The organism is Pseudomonas sp. NPDC098740 (assembly GCF_044760065.1).
In the GTDB taxonomy this organism is placed as follows: Bacteria; Pseudomonadota; Gammaproteobacteria; order Pseudomonadales; family Pseudomonadaceae; genus Aquipseudomonas; species Aquipseudomonas rossensis.
In genome coordinates, this window is sequence record NZ_JBIWAM010000004.1 from 224,697 (window position 1) to 242,014 (window position 17,318).

Genomic DNA, 17,318 nt, shown 5'->3' on the forward strand with positions numbered 1-17,318 from the left:
GCTGCCTCACAGGTGGTAGACATCGATGACCTGGCGAACGTAATCGTTCTTCAGGATCACTTTCTTGGCCTTGATCAGCGGGTTTTCACCGCGCACATCGAGGGTGTAGAAACTGCTGCCGAAATAGCTGTCGACGGTCTTGTAGCGAAAGCTCAGGGTGTGCCAGTTGAAGCGCACTTTGCACAGCCCGTCGGCCTGTTCGAGCAGCTCGATGTTGCTGATGTTGTGCGAGGTGCGGGTGTCCGGAATGCTCGCGCTGGAACGTTCGGTCTTGATGCGGAAGACGCGGTCTTCCAGGCCAGTGCGGTTGCCGTACCAGATCAGCGAGATTTCCCGCTGCGGGTCTTCGGTCAACTCGTCGTTGTCGTCCCAGGACGGCATCCAGAACGTCGCGTCCGGGGCGTACAACTCCAACCATTCGTCCCATTGCCGGTCATCGAGGTAGCGCGCTTCGCGGTAGAGAAAATCACGCACGGTGTCATAGGTGATGGTCATTGCACGGCCTCCACAGGAATCAGGTCGGACTGCTCGGCGGCCAAGGCCTTGAGCATGGTCTGCTGCCAATACTTGTGTTGCAGCACGAACAGGCCTTCGTCTTCGGTGCGCACGCCGCTGAGCAGCGGATGCAGGTCGATTTCCTTGGCCGCCTCATCGGCGCCTTCGATCCAGTGTTCGGCGCCACGGGACATGTCGTTCCAGGCGGTCACGCTGCCCTGATAACTGGTCTGGCAGGAACGAAACTCTTCCAGATCATCCGGGGTGGCCATGCCGCTGACGTTGAAAAAATCCTCGTACTGACGAATCCGGCTCGAACGGGCGTGGTCGCTTTCGCCTTTGGGGGCGATGCAGTAAATAGTGATTTCCGTGCGGTCGACCGAGATCGGCCGGGCGATACGGATCTGCGAACTGAACTGGTCCATCAGGTACACGTTCGGGTACAGGCACAGGTTGCGCGAGTTCTCGATCATCCAGTCGGCGCGGGCCTTGCCGAAGTCCTGGGCCAGTTCATCGCGACGCTCGTACAGCGGGCGATCCTCGGGGTTGGCCCAACGGGTCCAGAGCAGCATGTGGCCCTTGTCGAAGGAATAGAAACCACCGCCCTGCTTGGCCCAACTGCCGGCACTCATGGTCGGGTTGCAATCGCCGGCCTCGCGCTGCTTGCGCTGGTTCTGGGTGGCGGCGTAGTTCCAGTGCACGGAGCTGACGTGATAGCCGTCGGCGCCGTTTTCGGCGGTGAGCTTCCAGTTGCCTTCGTAGATGTAGCTGGAAGAACCGCGCAGCACTTCCAGGCCATCGGCGGACTGGTCGACGATCATGTCGATGATCTTTGCCGACTCGCCCAGGTGTTCAACCAACGGCACGACATCAGCCTTGAGGCTGCCAAACAGGAAGCCGCGATAAGACTCGAAACGCGCGACTTTGGTCAGGTCGTGGGAGCCTTCGCAGTTGAAGCTCGCCGGATAGCCCGCTTCGGCCGGATCCTTGACCTTGAGCAGCTTGCCGGAGTTGTTGAAGGTCCAGCCGTGGAATGGGCAGGTGTACGAGCTCTTGTTGCCGGACTTGTGCCGGCACAGCGTCGCGCCACGATGGCTGCAGGCGTTAAGGAACGCATTGAGCTCACCGTCCTTGTTGCGCGCGATGAAGATCGACTGGCGCCCCATGGTGGTGGTGTAGAAGTCGTTTTTGTTGGGGATCTGGCTTTCGTGGGCCAGGTACAGCCAGTTGCCTTCGAAGATGTGCTGCATCTCGAGATCGAACAGCCGCGGGTCGGTGAACATCTCGCGCTTGCAGCGATAGATGCCCTGTTCTTTGTCATCTTCGAGCAGGGAGTGAAGGTATTCGGGTCGCAGGGTCATGGCCGCCGCCTCCATTGTTTTTATTCAGGCAGGGCCATGCTAGGACGGGGGGGATGTGGCGGACTATCCGCTGGGTGCAGACCTGTATCCGTTTTGTGCAGAAGTGACGCCGAACCTGTGGGAGCGAGCTTGCTCGCGATAGCGGTGTATCAGTCAACAAAGATGTTGGATGTGCTGGCCTCATCGCGAGCAAGCTCGCTCCCACAGGGTAAATGCAGTCAGTGCCGGCGCTTGAGGGTGTCCGACGGCAACTCGCCGAACTGTTTGCGGTAGCTGTCGGAGAACCGGCCCAGGTGCAGGAAGCCGTAATCCATGGCCACTTCCGTGACGTTGCGCACGTTGCAGGTCGGGTCGCTCAGGCAGGCGTTGATGCGCTCAAGGCGTTTTTGCCGGATGTAGTTTTTCGGCGTGGTGCCGGCGTTGCGTTCAAACAATCCGTACAGCGACCGCAGACTCATCCGCGCCTGGCGCGCCAGTTCTTCGCTGTCGATGTCCTGTTTGAGGTGGCCCGCGATGTAGTCGGCAAGCACCTCGAACGTAGCCGTCTGTGAGCCGAGACTGACCCGGCTGACATTGGTCTTCATCAGGCTGAGCATCTTGCTGACGATGATCTGCGCGTAGTGCTCCTGCACCTTGGGAATCTGTTCGGTGGCCTCGGCCTCCTGGCAAATCATCGCCAGCAGACCGACAAAGCCTTCCAGTTCATCGAGCTGATAGCGATTCTCCAGAAACCGCACACCCTGCCCCGGGTACCGCCAGCGCTGCTCATCGCACACGGATTCCAGCAACGGGGTGGGGACTTTCAGAATGAATTTTTCGCAATCGTCGGAATACGTCAGGTCCACCGGATCGTCGGGATTGATCAGCAGCAACTCGCCGGGCGCGAAGTAGTGTTCCTGACCGTGGCCGCGCCACAGGCAGTTGCCGCGCAGCAGCACTTGCAGGTGATAGATGCTTTCCAGAGCACCGGAAGTGACCCTTACGCTGCCGCCATAGCTGATGCGACACAGGTCGAGGCTGGCAAACTTGCGGTGATTGAGGCTGGCCAGCGGCCGCCCGGCCCGGGGCATCAGAATGCAATGGTTACCGACATGCTGATTGACATACCCCGACACCGCGTAAGGGTCGGCGTGGTCGAATACGGTGCTGCGCTGACTCAACAGTTGCGCTTGCATCATCGGGTCACTCTCATTGTTGTTATAGGTTGCGTCGGGCCATTCTAGAACAGTGTGTCAGGAGCTTGAGATATTTCCGGCGAGCTGCACAAACCCCTTGTGGGAGCGAGCTTGCTCGCGATGACGGAGTGCCAATCAACATCAATGTTGAATGTTAAACCGCTATCGTCGGAACGCCGCCCGGAGCAAGCTCGCTCCCACAGGATTCCGCGATCAGTCCTCGAGTGCGCGGACCCGTTCGTGGCGTTGCTGCTCGTCGGGTTGCGCGGAGGTCTGCAAGGTGAAATCGAAGTCGATTTCGGCAAAACGACCGCTGACACCGTGCGCCGCTGCGCGTTGTGGATCGTCGCTGAAGGTGATTTTGGCAATCAGCTCATCGCGAGTGGCATAGGCGAAATCGTCGTGCAGGTACTGATCGCCGTCGAGGTTGATCTGGGTGGTCAGGTGACGATGATCCGGCGCGGAGATGAAAAAGTGAATGTGCGCCGGCCGTTGCCCATGACGGCCCAGTTGATCGAGCAGTTGCTGGGTCGGACCGTCCGGCGGGCAGCCATAGCCCGACGGCACGATGCTGCGGAAGCGATAACGACCTTCGGCATCGGTGACGATACGACGACGCAGGTTGAACTCCGATTGAGTGGTATCGAAGTAGGAGTAAGTGCCGCCGGTGTTAGCGTGCCAGACATCCACCACCGCGCCGGCCAACGGTTCGCCGGCGGTGTTCTTGACCTGGCCCTGCATGAACAGCACCACACCCGGATCGACGCCGTCATCCAGTCGCGCTTCGCCTTCCGACAGCGGCGTACCCGCCACGTACAGCGGGCCTTCGATGGTCCGCGGCGTGCCGCCGGCCTTGCCGGCCTGCTCGTCTTCGGCGTCCATCAGCAGGTCGAGGTAATGCTCCAGACCGAGCCCGGCCACCACCAACCCGGCCTCTTGACGCGCACCCAGCACGTTGAGGTAGTTGACGGCTTTCCAGAACTCTTCCGGGGTCACGGCCAGGTCTTCGATGATGTTCACCGAATCACGCAGGATGCGGTAGACCAGGGCCTTGACCCGCGGGTCGCCGGCGTCGTTGAGCAGACCGCTGGCCTCTTCGAGAAACTTCTGGACACTGGCAGTGTGGGAAATCTTGACGTTCATTTTGGTGGGTTCCTCATCTTGTAATTATTAGCGTAGCGAACTGAACAGGCTGGGTTCAGCGGTCATCCCCGCGGATGGAAGAAGGATGCAGGCACATCGCCTCGACCTCGATCGCCATGTACGGAAACAGCGGCAATTGCATGAGCAGGTCGTGCAGTTCCTGCACGCTGTCGACGTCAAAAACGCTGTAATTGGCATAGTGCCCGGCGATGCGCCACAGGTGACGCCACTTGCCCTGCTCTTGCAGGCGCTGGGCCAGGGCTTTTTCGTCAGCCTTCAATTGGGCGGCTGCTTGCGGATTCATGTCCACCGGCAGGTTCACGGTCATTTTTACGTGGAACAGCATAGTGCTCTCCTCAGGCGTGATGAATGGCAGTAGACGTTTTGTCACGACGGAAGAACGCCAGACGTTCTTCATCCAGGCTCACACCCAGGCCCGGTGTTTTCGGCACGTGCAGCTCAAAATCGCGATAGACCAGCGGCTCGCTGAGAATGTCTTCAGTCAGCAGCAATGGACCGAACAGCTCGGTGTCCCACGCCAGTTTATTCAGCGTGACAAAGGCATGGGCCGAGGCCAGGGTGCCGATGCCACCTTCGAGCATGGTGCCGCCATACAGGCCGATACCGGCGGCTTCGGCAATCGCAGCGGTTCGCAGCACGGCGCGCGGGCCGCCGTTCTTGGCGATCTTCAGGGCGAACACCGACGCCGCGCCTTCACGGGCCAGATTGAACGCATCTTCCACGCACTCGATGGATTCGTCGGCCATGATCGGCGCCGGGCTCATGGCGTTCAGGCGCGCCATGCCGGCACGGTTATTGCGCGAAATCGGCTGTTCGATCAGGTCGATGCCGTTGGTTCCCAGGATCCGGCAGGCGCGCAGCGCAACCGCTTCATCCCAGGCCTGATTGACATCGACCCGCACGCTGGCGCGATCGCCCAGGGCTTTCTTGATCGCAATGACGTGGGCCAGGTCGCGGTTGACCTCACCGGCACCGATTTTCAGTTTGAAGATCCGGTGGCGGCGCAGGTCGAGCATTTTTTCCGCTTCGGCGATGTCCTTGTCGGTGTCGCCACTGGCAAGAGTCCACGCCACTGGCAGGGCATCGCGAACGCGGCCGCCCAACAACTCGCTGACCGGCAGCCCAAGGCGTTTGCCCTGAGCGTCGAGCAAGGCGGTTTCGATACCTGATTTAGCAAAGGTGTTGCCACGGATGCTGCGCTCCAGGCGCAACATCGCGGCGTTCACGTTGGCGCTGTCCTGGCCCAGCAGCAGCGGCGCGAAGTGTCGGTCGATGTTGGTCTTGATGCTGTCAGGGCTTTCGTTGCCGTAGGCCAGGCCACCGATGGTGGTGGATTCGCCAATACCTTCGATGCCGTCGGCGCAGCGCACGCGAATGATCACCAGGGTCTGGTTCTGCATGGTGTGCATCGCCAGCTTGTGCGGGCGGATGGTCGGCAGATCGACGATGATCGTCTCGATCGATTCAATGGCTGTTGCAAGCATGTCGATACCCGTCAGGTTCTTAAAGTTCTGGAACCGATTCTGGTACGGCTTTTTTCGGGAAGCCAATATAGAATTGGTCTGACTTGATACCTTTAAGGTATGCAACCGACTTGCATCTGGAGGCTCCATGGAACTGCGTCACCTGCGGTATTTTCAGGTGTTGGCTCAAACCCTCAACTTCACCCGTGCCGCCGAGCTTCTGCACATTGCCCAACCACCCCTGAGTCGGCAGATGCAGCAATTGGAGGATGAACTCGGGGTGTTGTTGCTGGAACGCGGGCGGCCGCTGAAACTGACCGATGCCGGGCGGTTTTTCCATGAACACTCTACCGCCCTGCTCGAGCAACTGGGCAAGGTATGCGACAACACGCGACGGATCGGTCTGGGCGAGAAGACCTGGCTGGGCATCGGTTTTGCCCCGTCGACGCTCTACGGCGTGCTGCCGGAACTGATTCGCCGTTTGCGCAGCGGCGAGCCCCTGGAGCTTGAACTGGGGCTTTCGGAAATGACCACGCTGCAACAAGTGCAGGCGCTCAAGGCCGGGCGTATCGATATCGGTTTCGGCCGCATCCGCATCGACGACCCGGCGATCATCCAGACTGTGTTGACCGAAGATCGGCTGGTCGCCGCCCTCCCCGCCGGCCATCCATTACTGGCCGGGCCGATCAGCCTTCGCGAACTGGCGAAAGAACCTTTTGTGCTGTACCCCGGCAACCCGCGGCCCAGCTATGCCGATCACGTCATCGCGTTATTCGAATCCTATGGCGTGAGCATCCATGTGGCGCAATGGACCAATGAGCTGCAAACAGCCATCGGTCTGGTGGGAGCGGGAATCGGCGTCACCCTGGTGCCGGCCTCGGTGCAATTGCTGCACCGCGACGACATCGGTTTCACGCCGCTGCTGGAAGACAACGCGACCTCGCCGATCATTCTCAGCAGGCGCGTGGGCGACGTATCGCCGGGGTTGAATCATTGCTTGCAGATGATTGATGAACTGCAGCCGCGGGACTGACCCGAATGCCTGCTGCAATGCGATGCGTAGCAGCTGGCGAAGCCTGCGTTCGGCTGCGCAGCAGTCGTAAAACCGGTATCCACGGTTCACCTGAAACACCGCAGTGCCTGATTTCACGACTGCTTCGCAGCCGAACGCAGGCTACGCCAGCTGCTACATAGATCCACTTCAGCCGGCAAACGCCCGACGACCGGCGCGCATCTCGATGCGCAACTCGCCAATCAGGTTGGAGATATCGCGAACGTTGGTCAGCCGTTCGGGTGATACACCGGTAATCAACAGATCAATTCGCCCGGTGGCGGGTTCGTAGACCTTGATCCGTAACGTTCCCTCGGGATTCACCGTGCAGGCACAGGAAAGCGGTTGAAAACCGGACTCAACAATGCGGCAAAGCTCAGGAACTGAAACCATGACTGGCGCCTCCGTGGCCATTAATCGGATCCAACTTGCTCAGCATAGATGGGCTTTTCCAATCCTGCGCCCGCCAATGCTCAAAATAAGTGTTAGCTGTTTCTCACTTTGGCGACCTTTCAGTGAGAATCCCCACCCCAGATCCAATTCCAGAGCCCCGGTAATTTAACCGGCTGTGAACTGTCGCGAACGGTACGCGCCATGGCGGCCCGTTGCAGCGCTGCCGTGTCGTCGTAAAACGGCTTTTCTGCGGTTTTCACACCGGTAGACTGTGCACTGTCGAGGAGGATTTGCAGGTATTCGCGAGTATGCCGGGCGGTGTAGCGATTGAGGTCGTGAAAGGTCACCACCACCGGAATCACCCCGTCCACCACCGGTAACTCGCCAAGGGCGATACGCTCGCGCACTTCGGACATTGTGCGCATGAAGTGGGCCCGCCGCTGGGGGTTGGCGTTGAAACCCCAGATCTTGCCGTCATTGGCGCTCAGGTCGGTCAGCAGCACATGCATGCCGTGCCGCTGATAGGCGGCGAAGACCCGTTTATCGTAGTTCCAGAATGGCGGGCGCACCAGGGTCGGCGGCGCGCCGGTGATCGCGGCGATGTCGGCGCTGCCGTTGGTGAGGGACTGTTCCAGTTCTTGCGGATCCAGGGATCGATGATTGGCGTGCCCGGGCGTGGCCGTGTGAAAGCCCAGGATCTGACCTTCGGCCTGTTCGCGATGCATGACCTGGCGCCCTATTTCACTGCCGCCGGCTCGTGAGGCACGGGTCTGCACGAAGAACACCGCTTTGAGGTTCGGCTGCACCGGGTTCGTCGCCAGACTGTCGAGCACCGTCATCGTCGGATTCCAGAAACTCGAGGCGCTGGGACCGTCGTCGAAGGTCAGCAGAAAACGGATCGGTGGTTGCGCGCTCAGACGCTGCTCGGTCTGCGGCGTCATTTCGATAGGAGAAGCGATACACCCAACCAGCCCTGTGGCGATGATGAGTACGGATAGAACCTTGAACAGCCATTTCATGTTTTGCCCATTTATCCTTCGTCGGCCCGCAGGTCGCTGCGGGCCGAGGTTGGATAAGGGTACACAGTGTTTGGTTCCAGCGCTGCCCGGCATCGTGGGTTACTCGGCAAACGCCTGTTGAAACGAGCTGTCGATAATCGGTGCAGTCGCCAATGCAGCCGGCAGCGCTTTTACCTTGAACAGGAAGTCCGCGGTGCTTTGCAGATCCTTTGCTGCCTGCGCATCCACCGGGCCGACGGTCATGTGGGCCTGGCGCAACCAATGGCGCGAAACGTTCTGGTCAAGGTTGGCTTTCTTCGCCCAGAGATCGGCGTACTCGTCAGTGTGGTTGTCGACCCAGGCCCGGGCCTTTTTCAGGCGCACCAGAAAGTCGGCAATGGCTTCGCGCTTGCTGTCGATCGACGGTGTCGAGGCGGCGATGGCGCTCAGGCCGGGCATCAGGTTCTTGGCGGTGAGGATCGGCCGGGCGCCGGAGAACAGAATCTGCTGGGAGATGTAAGGTTCCCAGACCGGAAACGCGTCGATGCTGCCCTGAGGCAGCGCGGCGGCGGCATCGATCGGCATCAGTTTGATGAAGTCGACATAGTCTTCCGGCAGTGTGGTGCGGCGAACAATGCGCTGGTCAGCAGACTGCGCACGAATCGGGACAGGTTCATCAGGGGCTCCTTGAGGGGTATTGCGATAGACCATAACGCTCTTACAAGAAGCTTTTAAAATTCGATTAATGCATAAGCTCATGACCCGCAGCGAACAGTGTTTGCCCAGCAACAGCGACTAAACAGACTGTTGTCCCTTGAACATTTCTCTGCCGCTGCTTCAGGGCCAAGGCCTTGAAAACACTCGTCACGTAAAACATGGCACAGAGCCTGCAATATTCCTTTTATGCAGGAAGCATTTATAAAAAATGTTTTTTTGGAAATAAGAACCTCGCCGCCTTGCCTGGAGCTGCCCCATGAAAACCACCTTCCGTTTTCCCCACGTCAGGTCTCTGCTCAGCGCCTGCGCCCTGGCGCTCAGCCTGCAACCGCTTGCCCAGGCCGCTGAAGCGCCACCGGCCGAGGTGCATCTGGATTACGCCTATTACTCGCCCGTGAGCCTGGTGCTCAAACACTTCGGCTTTCTGGAAAAAGCCCTGCCACAGACCAAGGTCAGCTGGGTGCTGAGCCAGGGCAGCAACCGCTCGCTGGAATACCTCAACAGCGGCGGCGTCGACTTCGCCTCCTCCGCCAGCCTCGCCGCCGTGCTGAGCCGCGCCAATGGCAGCCCGATCAAATCGGTTTACGTCTACAGTCGCGCCGAATGGACGGCATTGGTGGTGCGCAAGGATTCGCCCTACAAGGCCGTGGCCGATCTGAAAGGCAAAAAAATCGCTGCCACCAAGGGCACCGATCCGTACCTGTTTACCCTGCGCAGCCTGCAAGAGGCAGGCCTGACCAAAGATGATGTGGAACTGGTGCATTTGCAGCACCCGGACGGTCGCACCGCGCTGGAAAAAGGTGACGTCGACGCCTGGGCCGGACTCGATCCGCACATGGCCGCGAGCCAGGTTCAGGCCGGCTCCCGGTTGCTCTATCGCAACACCCAATTCAACAGCTACGGCGTGGTCAGCGTCACCGACACCTATGCCAAAGAACACCCACAGACCATCGAAACCGTACTGAATGCCTACGAGCAAGCTCGCGAGTGGGCGGTAAAAAATCCCGAGGAACTGGCGAAACTACTCGCTGGCGAATCCGGTCTGCCGCTGGAAGTGGCCAAGCTGCAATTGTCGCGCACCGACCTGAGCAGCCCGCAACTGACCGCCAAGGACGTGATCGCCTCCAAGGCTGCCGCACCGATTCTGGTTTCTGAAGAACTGGTTCGTCGTGGGGTGAATGTCGATCAAGTCATCGATCAACTGATCGACACCGGCTTCAAAGAAACCGTGGCTCGTGTAGGAGCTGTCGAGTGAAACGAGGCTGCGATCTCTTGATCTTGATTCGTCGTGACCGGAGAACCCAATGACCAGCAAAAGCAAACACCTGTCCGCCCCGCTGGCATTGCCCGCACTCCGACGCCTCAATAACGCCTGGAAACTTCGCCTCAAGGCCCTCGCCCTACCGGTGCTGATCATCCTGCTGCTGGAATTCGTCGTGCGTATCGGCTGGTTGCCGTCTTACCAAATGCCGGCCCCCAGCGAGATCGCGCTGACCTTGAGAGACCTCGCCGAAGGCGCGCTGTGGAAGCACATCAGCGCCAGTCTGTTGCGGGTGCTGCTGGGTTTCGCCATCGGCGCCGGGCTGGCCCTGGTGTTTGCCGCGTGGGTCGGTTTGAGCCGCGAAGCCGAAGCCTGGCTGGAGCCGACGTTCGCCGGCCTGCGCTCGATTCCGAGCCTGGCCTGGGTGCCGCTGTTGCTGCTGTGGCTGGGCATCGACGAGACCTCGAAAATCGTCCTGATCGCCATCGGCGCCTTCTTCCCTATGTACCTCAATGGCGTCGCGGCGATCCGCGACATCGACCGCAAACTGGTGGAAGTCGGGCAGATGTACGGCTTCAGCCGACCGCGACTGGTGCGCCGAATCCTGTTGCCCGCCGCCCTGCCCGGCCTGTTCACCGGCTTGCGCAGCGGCATGAGCCTGGCCTGGATGTTTTTGGTCGCCGCCGAACTGATCGCCGCGACCAAAGGCCTGGGGTATCTGCTCAGTGACGGTCGCGAGACTTCACGCCCGGACATCGTGCTGGCGGCAATCATCGTGCTGGCGCTGCTGGGCAAACTCAGCGACGGCATCCTCGCCGGCCTGGAGAAGCGTTTCCTCGCCTGGCGCGACACCTTCAACGGCCAAAGCGCAGAGGATTGAGCCATGACCGACCACCTGCTGGACATTCGCGTCGAGCGCAAAACCTTCGCCACCACCACCGTGCTCAAGAACGTCCATTTGCAATTGCAACCCCGGGAAGCCATCAGCCTGCTGGGGCCCAGCGGCTGCGGGAAAAGCACGTTGCTGCGGATCATCGCCGGCCTGGAAAAGGACTTTGAGGGCGAAGTGCTCAGCAGCGCCGGGGAAGTCGCTTTTGTGTTCCAGGAGCCACGACTGATGCCATGGCTGACGGTCGAACAGAACATCGGGTTCAGCGCCGACAACCAATACGACAAAGCCTGGGTCGCGCAACTGATCGACGAAGTCGGCCTCGGCGGTTTTGCTCAAGCCCTGCCCAAAGCACTGTCCGGCGGTATGGCGCAGCGGGTGGCGATCGCTCGCGGCCTCTACTCGCGACCGCAAGTGCTGTTGCTGGATGAGCCCTTCAGCGCGGTGGACGCCTTTACCCGAATGAAACTGCAGGACTTGCTGCTGCAACTGGCCGAACGTCACGCCATCGCCCTGCTGCTGGTGACCCACGACGTGGATGAAGCGCTGTACCTCAGTGATCGGGTGCTGGTGATGGACAATCGCCCCAGCAGTATTCGTCAGGAGCTTGCGGTGCAACTGGCCCATCCCCGTGACCGGCGGGACCCTTTGCTGGCTCGCCTCAAGGCCTTGTCGTTGACCGAGTTGCAGCGTGCCCATGTGATCTGAGCAACTAAGCTGAAATCTCCAGCCAGAGAGCTTCGGTCAGAGGATCAGTTGATGTGCGGACGCCTGTCGCAGTACCGTGGCATTCACGATTTTGTCGCGGTGCTGAGCATCCCCGACGCGTTGATCAACCACGTCGGTGATGAACCGCTGGCCCGCTACAACGCTGCGCCCACCACGCAACTCGCCCTTCTGCATCTGGAGAGCAACGGGCTGCACGCCGATTTTCAGCGCTGGGGATGGCGGCCGCACTGGGCCAAAGATCGTGCGGCACCGATCAATGCACGGGTCGAAAAAGTCGCCCACGGCCCGTTCTTCCGGGCGATCTGGCCGCACCGCGCAATTGTGCCGATCGACAACTGGTTCGAATGGGTCGACGCCGGGGATTCGACGAGGCAACCGTGGCTCATCCGCCGACGGGACCGGGCGCCGATTTTCTGCGCCGCGATCGGACAGTTTCCCGGCCCGGGTGGTGAGCCGCGGGCCGACGACGGTTTTGTGATCATCACCGCCGACAGCATGGGCGGCATGCTCGACATTCATGACCGACGCCCCGTTGTGTTGTCTGCACCGCTGGCGCGGGAATGGCTTGACCCGGCCACACCCACAGAACGGGCTGAGCAACTGGTGCTGAGGCAGGGTGAAGTCAGCGAGGTTTTCGAGTGGTACAAGGTGGACAAAGCGGTGGGCAATTCAAGAAATCAAGGCGCGACACTGATTGATGAAACACCCTGAACGTATCAATACAGACATAAATGCAGGAATAAGTACCAGTTATATATACATATTCAACACTTAATCGTTACACATGTCGTGTCATCCAAGAAACACTTTCCTTTGTTTGGCGATTTAACTATTAACCGCCTGTCTGACACTTCGATACATTTAGAACAACTATGGATAGCATGCGCGCCGCATTCCCTCGGCACCCCGCAATTGACCAAAGAGTCAACAAACCAAGGAAATCCCTACAACAACAAGCCTTGCAGAGAATTAAATTGCGCGACGATTTCACAATTAATCAAGTCGATGGTCTGGCGTGTGTTTATCTTTCGAAGACAGAGCATTACCCACTCGACTGTTTTATCGGGCAATACATAAAGACCCGCAACCTGCATTCAATTGCCACTATCGGCAACCTCCTGCGTACAACCCTCGAACGCTATCCGGGTAAACCTCCGGTCATGGTCAACGAGCTGAACGCCTGGATCGACAAGACCTTGGGTTATAGGGCCTCCCACCCCGATTTTCTGGTGTTGGAAGAAGTTTGAGTTGATGGACCGGGTTCATTCAGCCAACGAACTGAACGAACCCGACATCGAGCCACTCTCAATAACTGAGCTTCGGCCCAAGGAGGAATACATGAGCAAACTCGTCCCCTATGCCGTGCACTATATGTTCGACGGCGTTCGTCAGCACTTTTTCAAACTGGCCGAACAGTTTACGATGTCGAGGCGATACATTCGGCTTCCGCCCATGCTTATCCCGACTCCGGTCGTCAAATCGCCGCACACGCCAACCTCGAAACCGCGCGCATCAAAGCGCAGCAATTGGGCATTACACACATTCGCTGGAATGAAGCGATCTGATTTAATAATCGCCCAATGAAAAGCCCCGCTTTGATAGCGGGGCTTTTTTGTATGTGCAGCGCGGTCAAGGTTTCAGCGGACGTTCCTGGTCGCGATCTGACAGCTCTTTACCGTCGTCGGGGTGCTTCCAGTCTGGCGTCGAACGCCTCTGCCGCTCAATCTCTTCTTCCGTGGGTTCGTCATCCACATCTTCATCCGGGTACGGACGCTTTGGATCATTAGCCATGCTCACCTCTCTTCCTGTAGGGGTCCCCTTGAAGCGTAGAACAGTTTCGACGGGAACGACTTAGAGCCACCAACGCAGCAAAAAGAAGAACCCCATGCTCAACACCATGCTGAGCAAGGTATTGCGGGTGTAGAGCACCAGCCCCACCGCCACCAGCGAACTGATCAGGTACGGGTTGTCCCACTGCAGATTCAGCTGCTTGTCCGGCATGAACACGATCGGCCCGCAGATCGCGGTCAGCATGCCCGGTACCGCAAAACCCAGGAACTGCCGCGCATTACTGCTCAAGCGCACGGGCAGCCGAGGCTCCAGAAACACATAGCGGTTGAGGAAAACCAGTATCCCCATACCGACAATAACCGCCCAGACCATCATGTGCGTCCACCGTAGATTTTGTTGCAGATAAAGCCTGCGGTCATGCCCGCCAACCCCGACAGCACTAGCGCCGAGCCCCATTGCCAGTAGCTGAACAGCACCGAGCAGAACAGCGACACCGCCACACACACCACCGTCGGCACGTTTCGCACCGCGGGGGTGATCAGGGCGATAAAAGTCGCCGCGATGGAGAAGTCCAGCCCCAGATGTTCCAGCCCGGGAATGCTGCTGCCCAGCACGATGCCGGCCAGGGTGAAGAGGTTCCAGGCGATGTAAAACGTCAGGCCGACACCCAGCGCGTACCAGCGGTTGAACTGTTGTTTGTCATGCGCACTGGTCAGGGCGAACAGCTCATCAGTGAGCAAAAAACCGAGCCCCACACGCCAGCGTCCCGGCAACGGCGAAATCACCGAACGCATGCTCATCCCGTAGAGCAAATGCTGGGAGGTCAGCAGCAGCGTGGTCAGCAGAATCGAAAAGATCCCGGCACCGCCCTTGAGCATGCCGATCGCCACCAGTTGCGCCGCCCCGGCAAATACGATGCTCGACAAACCCTGGCCTTGCAGGGGCGTGAGATTGGCTTCGATGGCCATGGAACCGGCCAGCAGCCCCCAGGGCGCGGTGGCCAGGGACAACGGCATGATCGCCGCAGCGCCGCGAAGAAAGGCACTGCGCGGCATGAGTGAATTGGACATAACGCTCTACAACCAGGGAAAGACCTCAGACTGTGCCAGCAGTCATGGCCAAAGGCTTGAACAATCTTGCGCAATTGGTCCGCGGCCAAGCACAACGGCAGAATGCGTGCGGAGCTCGCTGATTTTCGCGATTGACAAAAATCGCGCCGGCTTTTAAAACTGAGCGCCTCATTCAGGGTGTAAGCAAGTATGTCCGCAACCTTCAACCTCAACACTGTCGTCATTGGCTTGAATGCCAAGGCGCAAGGTTGCGTTGCGCACGCCCTCAAATCGAAGAAACAGTCGCTCATGTGACCGGGGCGCGCTGTCCCGTCAGATGAGCTGACAGGACATTGAGCGCGACGGACACCCTCCCCTTGCTTACTGCCTTCTACGCTTCTGACGGTGACGAAATCGGTCAACCTTCAGGAGTACGTGCATGTCATCGTTTCAAGGTATCTGGGTCCCTCTCGTTACACCGTTTCGCAACGGTGCGATCGATTTCGTCGGCTTGCGCCGGCTGGTCAATCATCTGCTGGAAAAAGGTGTCGATGGCGTTGTGGTCTGCGGCACCACGGCGGAAGCGGCGGCACTGAGCAAACACGAGCAACTGGCGGTGCTCGATGCGGTGCTGGCGCAGGTGCCGGCGGAACGGGTGGTCATGGGCCTGGCCGGCAACAATATGACCGAGCTGCTGCAATTACAGAGCGAGATCCTGAAACGTCCACTGGCCGGTTTACTGGTACCGCCGCCGTATTACATCCGTCCGTCTCAGGCTGGCCTCGAAGCGTTTTACAAAACCGTCGCCGATGCCTCCAGCGTTCCGCTCATTCTTTACGACATCCCTTACCGCACCGGCGTGGCGTTCGAGCAGGTAACCCTGCTCAACATCGTCGCCCATGAGCGAATCGTCGCGATCAAGGATTGCGGCGGCAATCAGGCCAACACCCTGGCGCTGCTAGGCAGTGGCAAGGTCGACGTGCTGTGCGGCGAAGATAACCAGATCTTCAGCGCCTTGTGTCTGGGCGCCAAAGGCGCCATTGCCGCTTCGGCGCATGTTCATCCGGAGCTGTTCGTGGCGTTGTATCAACAGATCCGCGACAACCGGTTGGCGGCCGGTCGAGCGACATTCTTCCAACTGCTGCCGCTGATTCACAGCCTGTTCATCGAACCCAACCCCGCCCCGGTGAAAACCGCCCTGACCCTCGAAGGCTTGATCGACGACGAACTGCGGGCGCCGATGCAACGCAGCAGCGAAACCACGGTGGTGCGTTTGAAGGAAGTGCTCACAGCGTTGAACAGCAACAATCGATAGAGCGCCAGCAACCAGCCCGAGTACCATGGAGCCATTCGCATAACGCGTCAGGGAGTCGACATGCTTTACCGAATCGCCGCCGACGGGCTGGTCCTGTTTCATCTGTTGTTCATTCTGTTCGTGCTGTTCGGCGGGCTGCTGGTGCTCAAATGGCGCCCCCTGATCTGGTGGCACCTGCCTGCGGCTGTGTGGGGCGTGTCGGTGGAAGTCTTCCACCTGTACTGCCCGCTGACGCAGTGGGAAAACCTCATGCGCGACGCGGCCGGGCAAACCGGTTATAGCGGCGGTTTCATCGAACATTACGTGTGGCCGGTCATTTACCCGGCGGGCCTGACACCGGCAATTCAGCTGGGACTGGGCAGCGTGGTGCTGGCAATCAACGTGCTGGTCTACCTTCGGTTGATCAGGCTGTGGAAGTTACGTCGGGCAACCTGACACCAAGATCAAAAGATCGCAGCCTGCGGCAGCTCCTACACTGGGATATGCGTTTCCCGTAGGAGCTGCCGAAGGCTGCGATCTTTTGATCTTATTCGTTCAAGGATTCCGCCCATGCTATCGATTGAAGATCTCACCTTGCTCGAAGCCATCCGCGAAACCGGCAGCCTGTCCCGGGCCGCTGCCCACTTGGGCAAGGCGCCCTCGACGGTGTCCTACGCGGCGCGGCAACTGGAGGAACGCTTTGACGCCTTGCTGTTCGACCGCCGTCGCTACCGCTTGCAACTGACCCCGGCAGGTGAGTTGCTGGTAAACGAGGCGGCGCGACTGATGCAAGACGTCTCGCGGCTGACCCAGCGGGTGCAGCAAGTGGCCAATGGCTGGGAGAGCCGGTTATGGATCGTCACCGATGAGCTGCTCGAATTCGAAGCGTTGATCCCGGTGATTCACGAGTTCGATGCGCTGGAGTCCGGCGTGCCGTTGCGCATCACTCAGGAAGTCCTCAAAGGTGTTTGGGAAGCCCTGCGTGAAGGCCGCGCGGACTTGATCATCGGCGCCACCAACGAGCCACCGGCCATCCCTTCCTTGCGCTGGATGCAACTGGGGGAAATGGAATGGGTGTTCGCGGTTTCGCCCAGGTACCCGCTGGCCAAGGCCCAAGAGCCGATTTCACGCGCCATGGTTGCGCAGCATCGGGCGATTGTCGTGGCCGATTCGTCCAGGGTTACCGAGGGCAGTACTTACGGCGTCTCCGGCGGCCAACCGGTGCTCGCCGTGCCAACCATGCGCGCCAAGATCCTCGCCCAGTGCGACGGGTTGGGCGTGGGTTGGTTGCCGAAGCATCGGGTCGACTCGTTGCTGAAAAACGGCACGCTGGTTGAAAAACAGATGGCCGACCCGCGTGAGCCGAACATTTTGTATGCCGGCTGGCGTGGCGATCATAACGGCCGCGCCCTGGGCTGGTGGCTGGAAAAACTCAAGCAATCGTACCTGTCCACCAAACTGGTTCAGGGCAGTGACCGGTTTGTTTGA

General features: G+C 59.5%; 21 protein-coding genes and 1 pseudogene. 10 read left to right on the forward strand and 12 right to left on the reverse strand.

Annotated features, from left to right (window positions below):
• Nucleotides 1-6 precede the first annotated feature (6 nt).
• The 6 genes from benB to ACIQU2_RS06980 all read right to left on the reverse strand — a co-directional run bounded on the left by benB (nucleotide 7) and on the right by ACIQU2_RS06980 (nucleotide 5,679).
• Nucleotides 7-495, reverse strand: coding sequence for a benzoate 1,2-dioxygenase small subunit (gene benB, locus ACIQU2_RS06955; RefSeq protein WP_403139587.1), 489 nt, complete (start codon nucleotides 493-495; stop codon nucleotides 7-9).
• Nucleotides 492-1,856, reverse strand: a complete 1,365-nt coding sequence (gene benA, locus ACIQU2_RS06960; RefSeq protein ID WP_403139589.1) for a benzoate 1,2-dioxygenase large subunit — start codon at nucleotides 1,854-1,856, stop codon at nucleotides 492-494. The genes benB and benA overlap by 4 nt, the downstream gene beginning before the upstream one ends.
• Nucleotides 1,857-2,074: 218 nt before the next feature.
• Nucleotides 2,075-3,034 (reverse strand): AraC family transcriptional regulator, encoded by a 960-nt coding sequence (locus ACIQU2_RS06965; RefSeq protein WP_403139591.1) that lies wholly within the window; start codon nucleotides 3,032-3,034, stop codon nucleotides 2,075-2,077.
• Nucleotides 3,035-3,244: 210 nt separating this feature from the next.
• Nucleotides 3,245-4,174 (reverse strand): catechol 1,2-dioxygenase, encoded by a 930-nt coding sequence (gene catA, locus ACIQU2_RS06970; protein ID WP_403139593.1) that lies wholly within the window; start codon nucleotides 4,172-4,174, stop codon nucleotides 3,245-3,247.
• 55 nt (nucleotides 4,175-4,229) lie between these two features.
• A complete protein-coding gene (gene catC / locus ACIQU2_RS06975; RefSeq protein WP_403139595.1) occupies nucleotides 4,230-4,520 on the reverse strand; it encodes a muconolactone Delta-isomerase in 291 nt (96 codons plus the stop codon).
• Nucleotides 4,521-4,530: 10 nt separating this feature from the next.
• Nucleotides 4,531-5,679: a muconate cycloisomerase family protein gene (locus tag ACIQU2_RS06980; RefSeq protein WP_403139597.1), complete on the reverse strand. Its 1,149-nt coding sequence runs from the start codon at nucleotides 5,677-5,679 to the stop codon at nucleotides 4,531-4,533.
• Between the two features lie 127 nt (nucleotides 5,680-5,806).
• Between ACIQU2_RS06980 and ACIQU2_RS06985 the strand changes: the two genes are divergently transcribed.
• Nucleotides 5,807-6,691: a LysR family transcriptional regulator gene (locus ACIQU2_RS06985; protein WP_347804827.1), complete on the forward strand. Its 885-nt coding sequence runs from the start codon at nucleotides 5,807-5,809 to the stop codon at nucleotides 6,689-6,691.
• Nucleotides 6,692-6,859: 168 nt separating this feature from the next.
• Here ACIQU2_RS06985 and ACIQU2_RS06990 read toward each other — a convergent pair whose 3' ends face one another.
• The 3 genes and pseudogenes from ACIQU2_RS06990 to ACIQU2_RS07000 all read right to left on the reverse strand — a co-directional run.
• The gene (locus ACIQU2_RS06990; RefSeq protein WP_403139600.1) at nucleotides 6,860-7,102 is read right to left on the reverse strand and encodes a DUF1652 domain-containing protein; all 243 of its coding nucleotides are present in this window, start codon (nucleotides 7,100-7,102) and stop codon (nucleotides 6,860-6,862) included.
• Between the two features lie 119 nt (nucleotides 7,103-7,221).
• Nucleotides 7,222-8,121 carry a polysaccharide deacetylase family protein gene (locus ACIQU2_RS06995; RefSeq protein ID WP_403139602.1) on the reverse strand — a complete coding sequence of 300 codons (900 nt, stop codon included), beginning with the start codon at nucleotides 8,119-8,121 and terminating at the stop codon, nucleotides 7,222-7,224.
• 99 nt (nucleotides 8,122-8,220) lie between these two features.
• Nucleotides 8,221-8,721 (reverse strand): annotated as a pseudogene (locus ACIQU2_RS07000) (ABC transporter substrate-binding protein); the annotation flags it as partial.
• 352 nt (nucleotides 8,722-9,073) lie between these two features.
• Between ACIQU2_RS07000 and ACIQU2_RS07005 the strand changes: the two are divergent.
• From ACIQU2_RS07005 to ACIQU2_RS07030, 6 genes are all read left to right on the forward strand, one after another.
• Nucleotides 9,074-10,072, forward strand: coding sequence for an aliphatic sulfonate ABC transporter substrate-binding protein (locus ACIQU2_RS07005; protein ID WP_403139604.1), 999 nt, complete (start codon nucleotides 9,074-9,076; stop codon nucleotides 10,070-10,072).
• Nucleotides 10,073-10,121: 49 nt separating this feature from the next.
• A complete protein-coding gene (locus tag ACIQU2_RS07010) occupies nucleotides 10,122-10,958 on the forward strand; it encodes an ABC transporter permease (RefSeq protein ID WP_403139606.1) in 837 nt (278 codons plus the stop codon).
• Between the two features lie 3 nt (nucleotides 10,959-10,961).
• The gene (locus tag ACIQU2_RS07015) at nucleotides 10,962-11,675 is read left to right on the forward strand and encodes an ABC transporter ATP-binding protein (RefSeq protein ID WP_403139608.1); all 714 of its coding nucleotides are present in this window, start codon (nucleotides 10,962-10,964) and stop codon (nucleotides 11,673-11,675) included.
• Between the two features lie 51 nt (nucleotides 11,676-11,726).
• Nucleotides 11,727-12,407, forward strand: a complete 681-nt coding sequence (locus ACIQU2_RS07020) for an SOS response-associated peptidase (protein WP_403139610.1) — start codon at nucleotides 11,727-11,729, stop codon at nucleotides 12,405-12,407.
• Between the two features lie 263 nt (nucleotides 12,408-12,670).
• Nucleotides 12,671-12,943, forward strand: coding sequence for a hypothetical protein (locus ACIQU2_RS07025; RefSeq protein ID WP_403139795.1), 273 nt, complete (start codon nucleotides 12,671-12,673; stop codon nucleotides 12,941-12,943).
• 91 nt (nucleotides 12,944-13,034) lie between these two features.
• Nucleotides 13,035-13,280, forward strand: coding sequence for a hypothetical protein (locus ACIQU2_RS07030; RefSeq protein WP_403139612.1), 246 nt, complete (start codon nucleotides 13,035-13,037; stop codon nucleotides 13,278-13,280).
• Nucleotides 13,281-13,325: 45 nt separating this feature from the next.
• On the opposite strand, the gene ACIQU2_RS07035 is transcribed toward ACIQU2_RS07030, so the two are convergent.
• From ACIQU2_RS07035 to ACIQU2_RS07045, 3 genes are read right to left on the reverse strand one after another with little or no spacing between them, the layout of a single operon-like run.
• Nucleotides 13,326-13,487, reverse strand: coding sequence for a hypothetical protein (locus ACIQU2_RS07035; RefSeq protein ID WP_008157331.1), 162 nt, complete (start codon nucleotides 13,485-13,487; stop codon nucleotides 13,326-13,328).
• A 60-nt stretch (nucleotides 13,488-13,547) separates the two neighbouring features.
• Entirely contained in the window at nucleotides 13,548-13,859 is a 312-nt protein-coding gene (locus ACIQU2_RS07040; protein ID WP_282377912.1) for an AzlD domain-containing protein, read from the reverse strand.
• The gene (locus ACIQU2_RS07045; protein ID WP_403139615.1) at nucleotides 13,859-14,557 is read right to left on the reverse strand and encodes an AzlC family ABC transporter permease; all 699 of its coding nucleotides are present in this window, start codon (nucleotides 14,555-14,557) and stop codon (nucleotides 13,859-13,861) included. Before ACIQU2_RS07045 ends, ACIQU2_RS07040 begins: the two co-directional genes overlap by 1 nt.
• 418 nt (nucleotides 14,558-14,975) lie before the next feature.
• On the opposite strand from ACIQU2_RS07045, the gene dapA reads away from it, so the two are divergent.
• The 3 genes from dapA (at nucleotide 14,976) to ACIQU2_RS07060 (ending at nucleotide 17,318) form a co-directional block, all read left to right on the forward strand.
• Entirely contained in the window at nucleotides 14,976-15,851 is an 876-nt protein-coding gene (gene dapA / locus ACIQU2_RS07050) for a 4-hydroxy-tetrahydrodipicolinate synthase (protein ID WP_403139617.1), read from the forward strand.
• 60 nt (nucleotides 15,852-15,911) lie between these two features.
• Nucleotides 15,912-16,286 carry a DUF2784 domain-containing protein gene (locus tag ACIQU2_RS07055; RefSeq protein WP_403139619.1) on the forward strand — a complete coding sequence of 125 codons (375 nt, stop codon included), beginning with the start codon at nucleotides 15,912-15,914 and terminating at the stop codon, nucleotides 16,284-16,286.
• 114 nt (nucleotides 16,287-16,400) lie between these two features.
• Nucleotides 16,401-17,318, forward strand: a complete 918-nt coding sequence (locus ACIQU2_RS07060) for a LysR family transcriptional regulator (protein WP_403139621.1) — start codon at nucleotides 16,401-16,403, stop codon at nucleotides 17,316-17,318.

Bases quoted from the DNA above. Each gene is read 5' to 3' on its own strand.
- benB (WP_403139587.1), bottom strand. From the start codon at position 495: ATGACCATCACCTATGACACCGTGCGTGATTTTCTCTACCGCGAAGCG.
- benA (WP_403139589.1), bottom strand. From the start codon at position 1,856: ATGACCCTGCGACCCGAATACCTTCACTCCCTGCTCGAAGATGACAAA.
- ACIQU2_RS06965 (WP_403139591.1), bottom strand. From the start codon at position 3,034: ATGATGCAAGCGCAACTGTTGAGTCAGCGCAGCACCGTATTCGACCAC.
- catA (WP_403139593.1), bottom strand. From the start codon at position 4,174: ATGAACGTCAAGATTTCCCACACTGCCAGTGTCCAGAAGTTTCTCGAA.
- catC (WP_403139595.1), bottom strand. From the start codon at position 4,520: ATGCTGTTCCACGTAAAAATGACCGTGAACCTGCCGGTGGACATGAAT.
- ACIQU2_RS06980 (WP_403139597.1), bottom strand. From the start codon at position 5,679: ATGCTTGCAACAGCCATTGAATCGATCGAGACGATCATCGTCGATCTG.
- ACIQU2_RS06985 (WP_347804827.1), top strand. From the start codon at position 5,807: ATGGAACTGCGTCACCTGCGGTATTTTCAGGTGTTGGCTCAAACCCTC.
- ACIQU2_RS06990 (WP_403139600.1), bottom strand. From the start codon at position 7,102: ATGGTTTCAGTTCCTGAGCTTTGCCGCATTGTTGAGTCCGGTTTTCAA.
- ACIQU2_RS06995 (WP_403139602.1), bottom strand. From the start codon at position 8,121: ATGAAATGGCTGTTCAAGGTTCTATCCGTACTCATCATCGCCACAGGG.
- ACIQU2_RS07005 (WP_403139604.1), top strand. From the start codon at position 9,074: ATGAAAACCACCTTCCGTTTTCCCCACGTCAGGTCTCTGCTCAGCGCC.
- ACIQU2_RS07010 (WP_403139606.1), top strand. From the start codon at position 10,122: ATGACCAGCAAAAGCAAACACCTGTCCGCCCCGCTGGCATTGCCCGCA.
- ACIQU2_RS07015 (WP_403139608.1), top strand. From the start codon at position 10,962: ATGACCGACCACCTGCTGGACATTCGCGTCGAGCGCAAAACCTTCGCC.
- ACIQU2_RS07020 (WP_403139610.1), top strand. From the start codon at position 11,727: ATGTGCGGACGCCTGTCGCAGTACCGTGGCATTCACGATTTTGTCGCG.
- ACIQU2_RS07030 (WP_403139612.1), top strand. From the start codon at position 13,035: ATGAGCAAACTCGTCCCCTATGCCGTGCACTATATGTTCGACGGCGTT.
- ACIQU2_RS07035 (WP_008157331.1), bottom strand. From the start codon at position 13,487: ATGGCTAATGATCCAAAGCGTCCGTACCCGGATGAAGATGTGGATGAC.
- ACIQU2_RS07040 (WP_282377912.1), bottom strand. From the start codon at position 13,859: ATGGTCTGGGCGGTTATTGTCGGTATGGGGATACTGGTTTTCCTCAAC.
- ACIQU2_RS07045 (WP_403139615.1), bottom strand. From the start codon at position 14,557: ATGTCCAATTCACTCATGCCGCGCAGTGCCTTTCTTCGCGGCGCTGCG.
- dapA (WP_403139617.1), top strand. From the start codon at position 14,976: ATGTCATCGTTTCAAGGTATCTGGGTCCCTCTCGTTACACCGTTTCGC.
- ACIQU2_RS07055 (WP_403139619.1), top strand. From the start codon at position 15,912: ATGCTTTACCGAATCGCCGCCGACGGGCTGGTCCTGTTTCATCTGTTG.
- ACIQU2_RS07060 (WP_403139621.1), top strand. From the start codon at position 16,401: ATGCTATCGATTGAAGATCTCACCTTGCTCGAAGCCATCCGCGAAACC.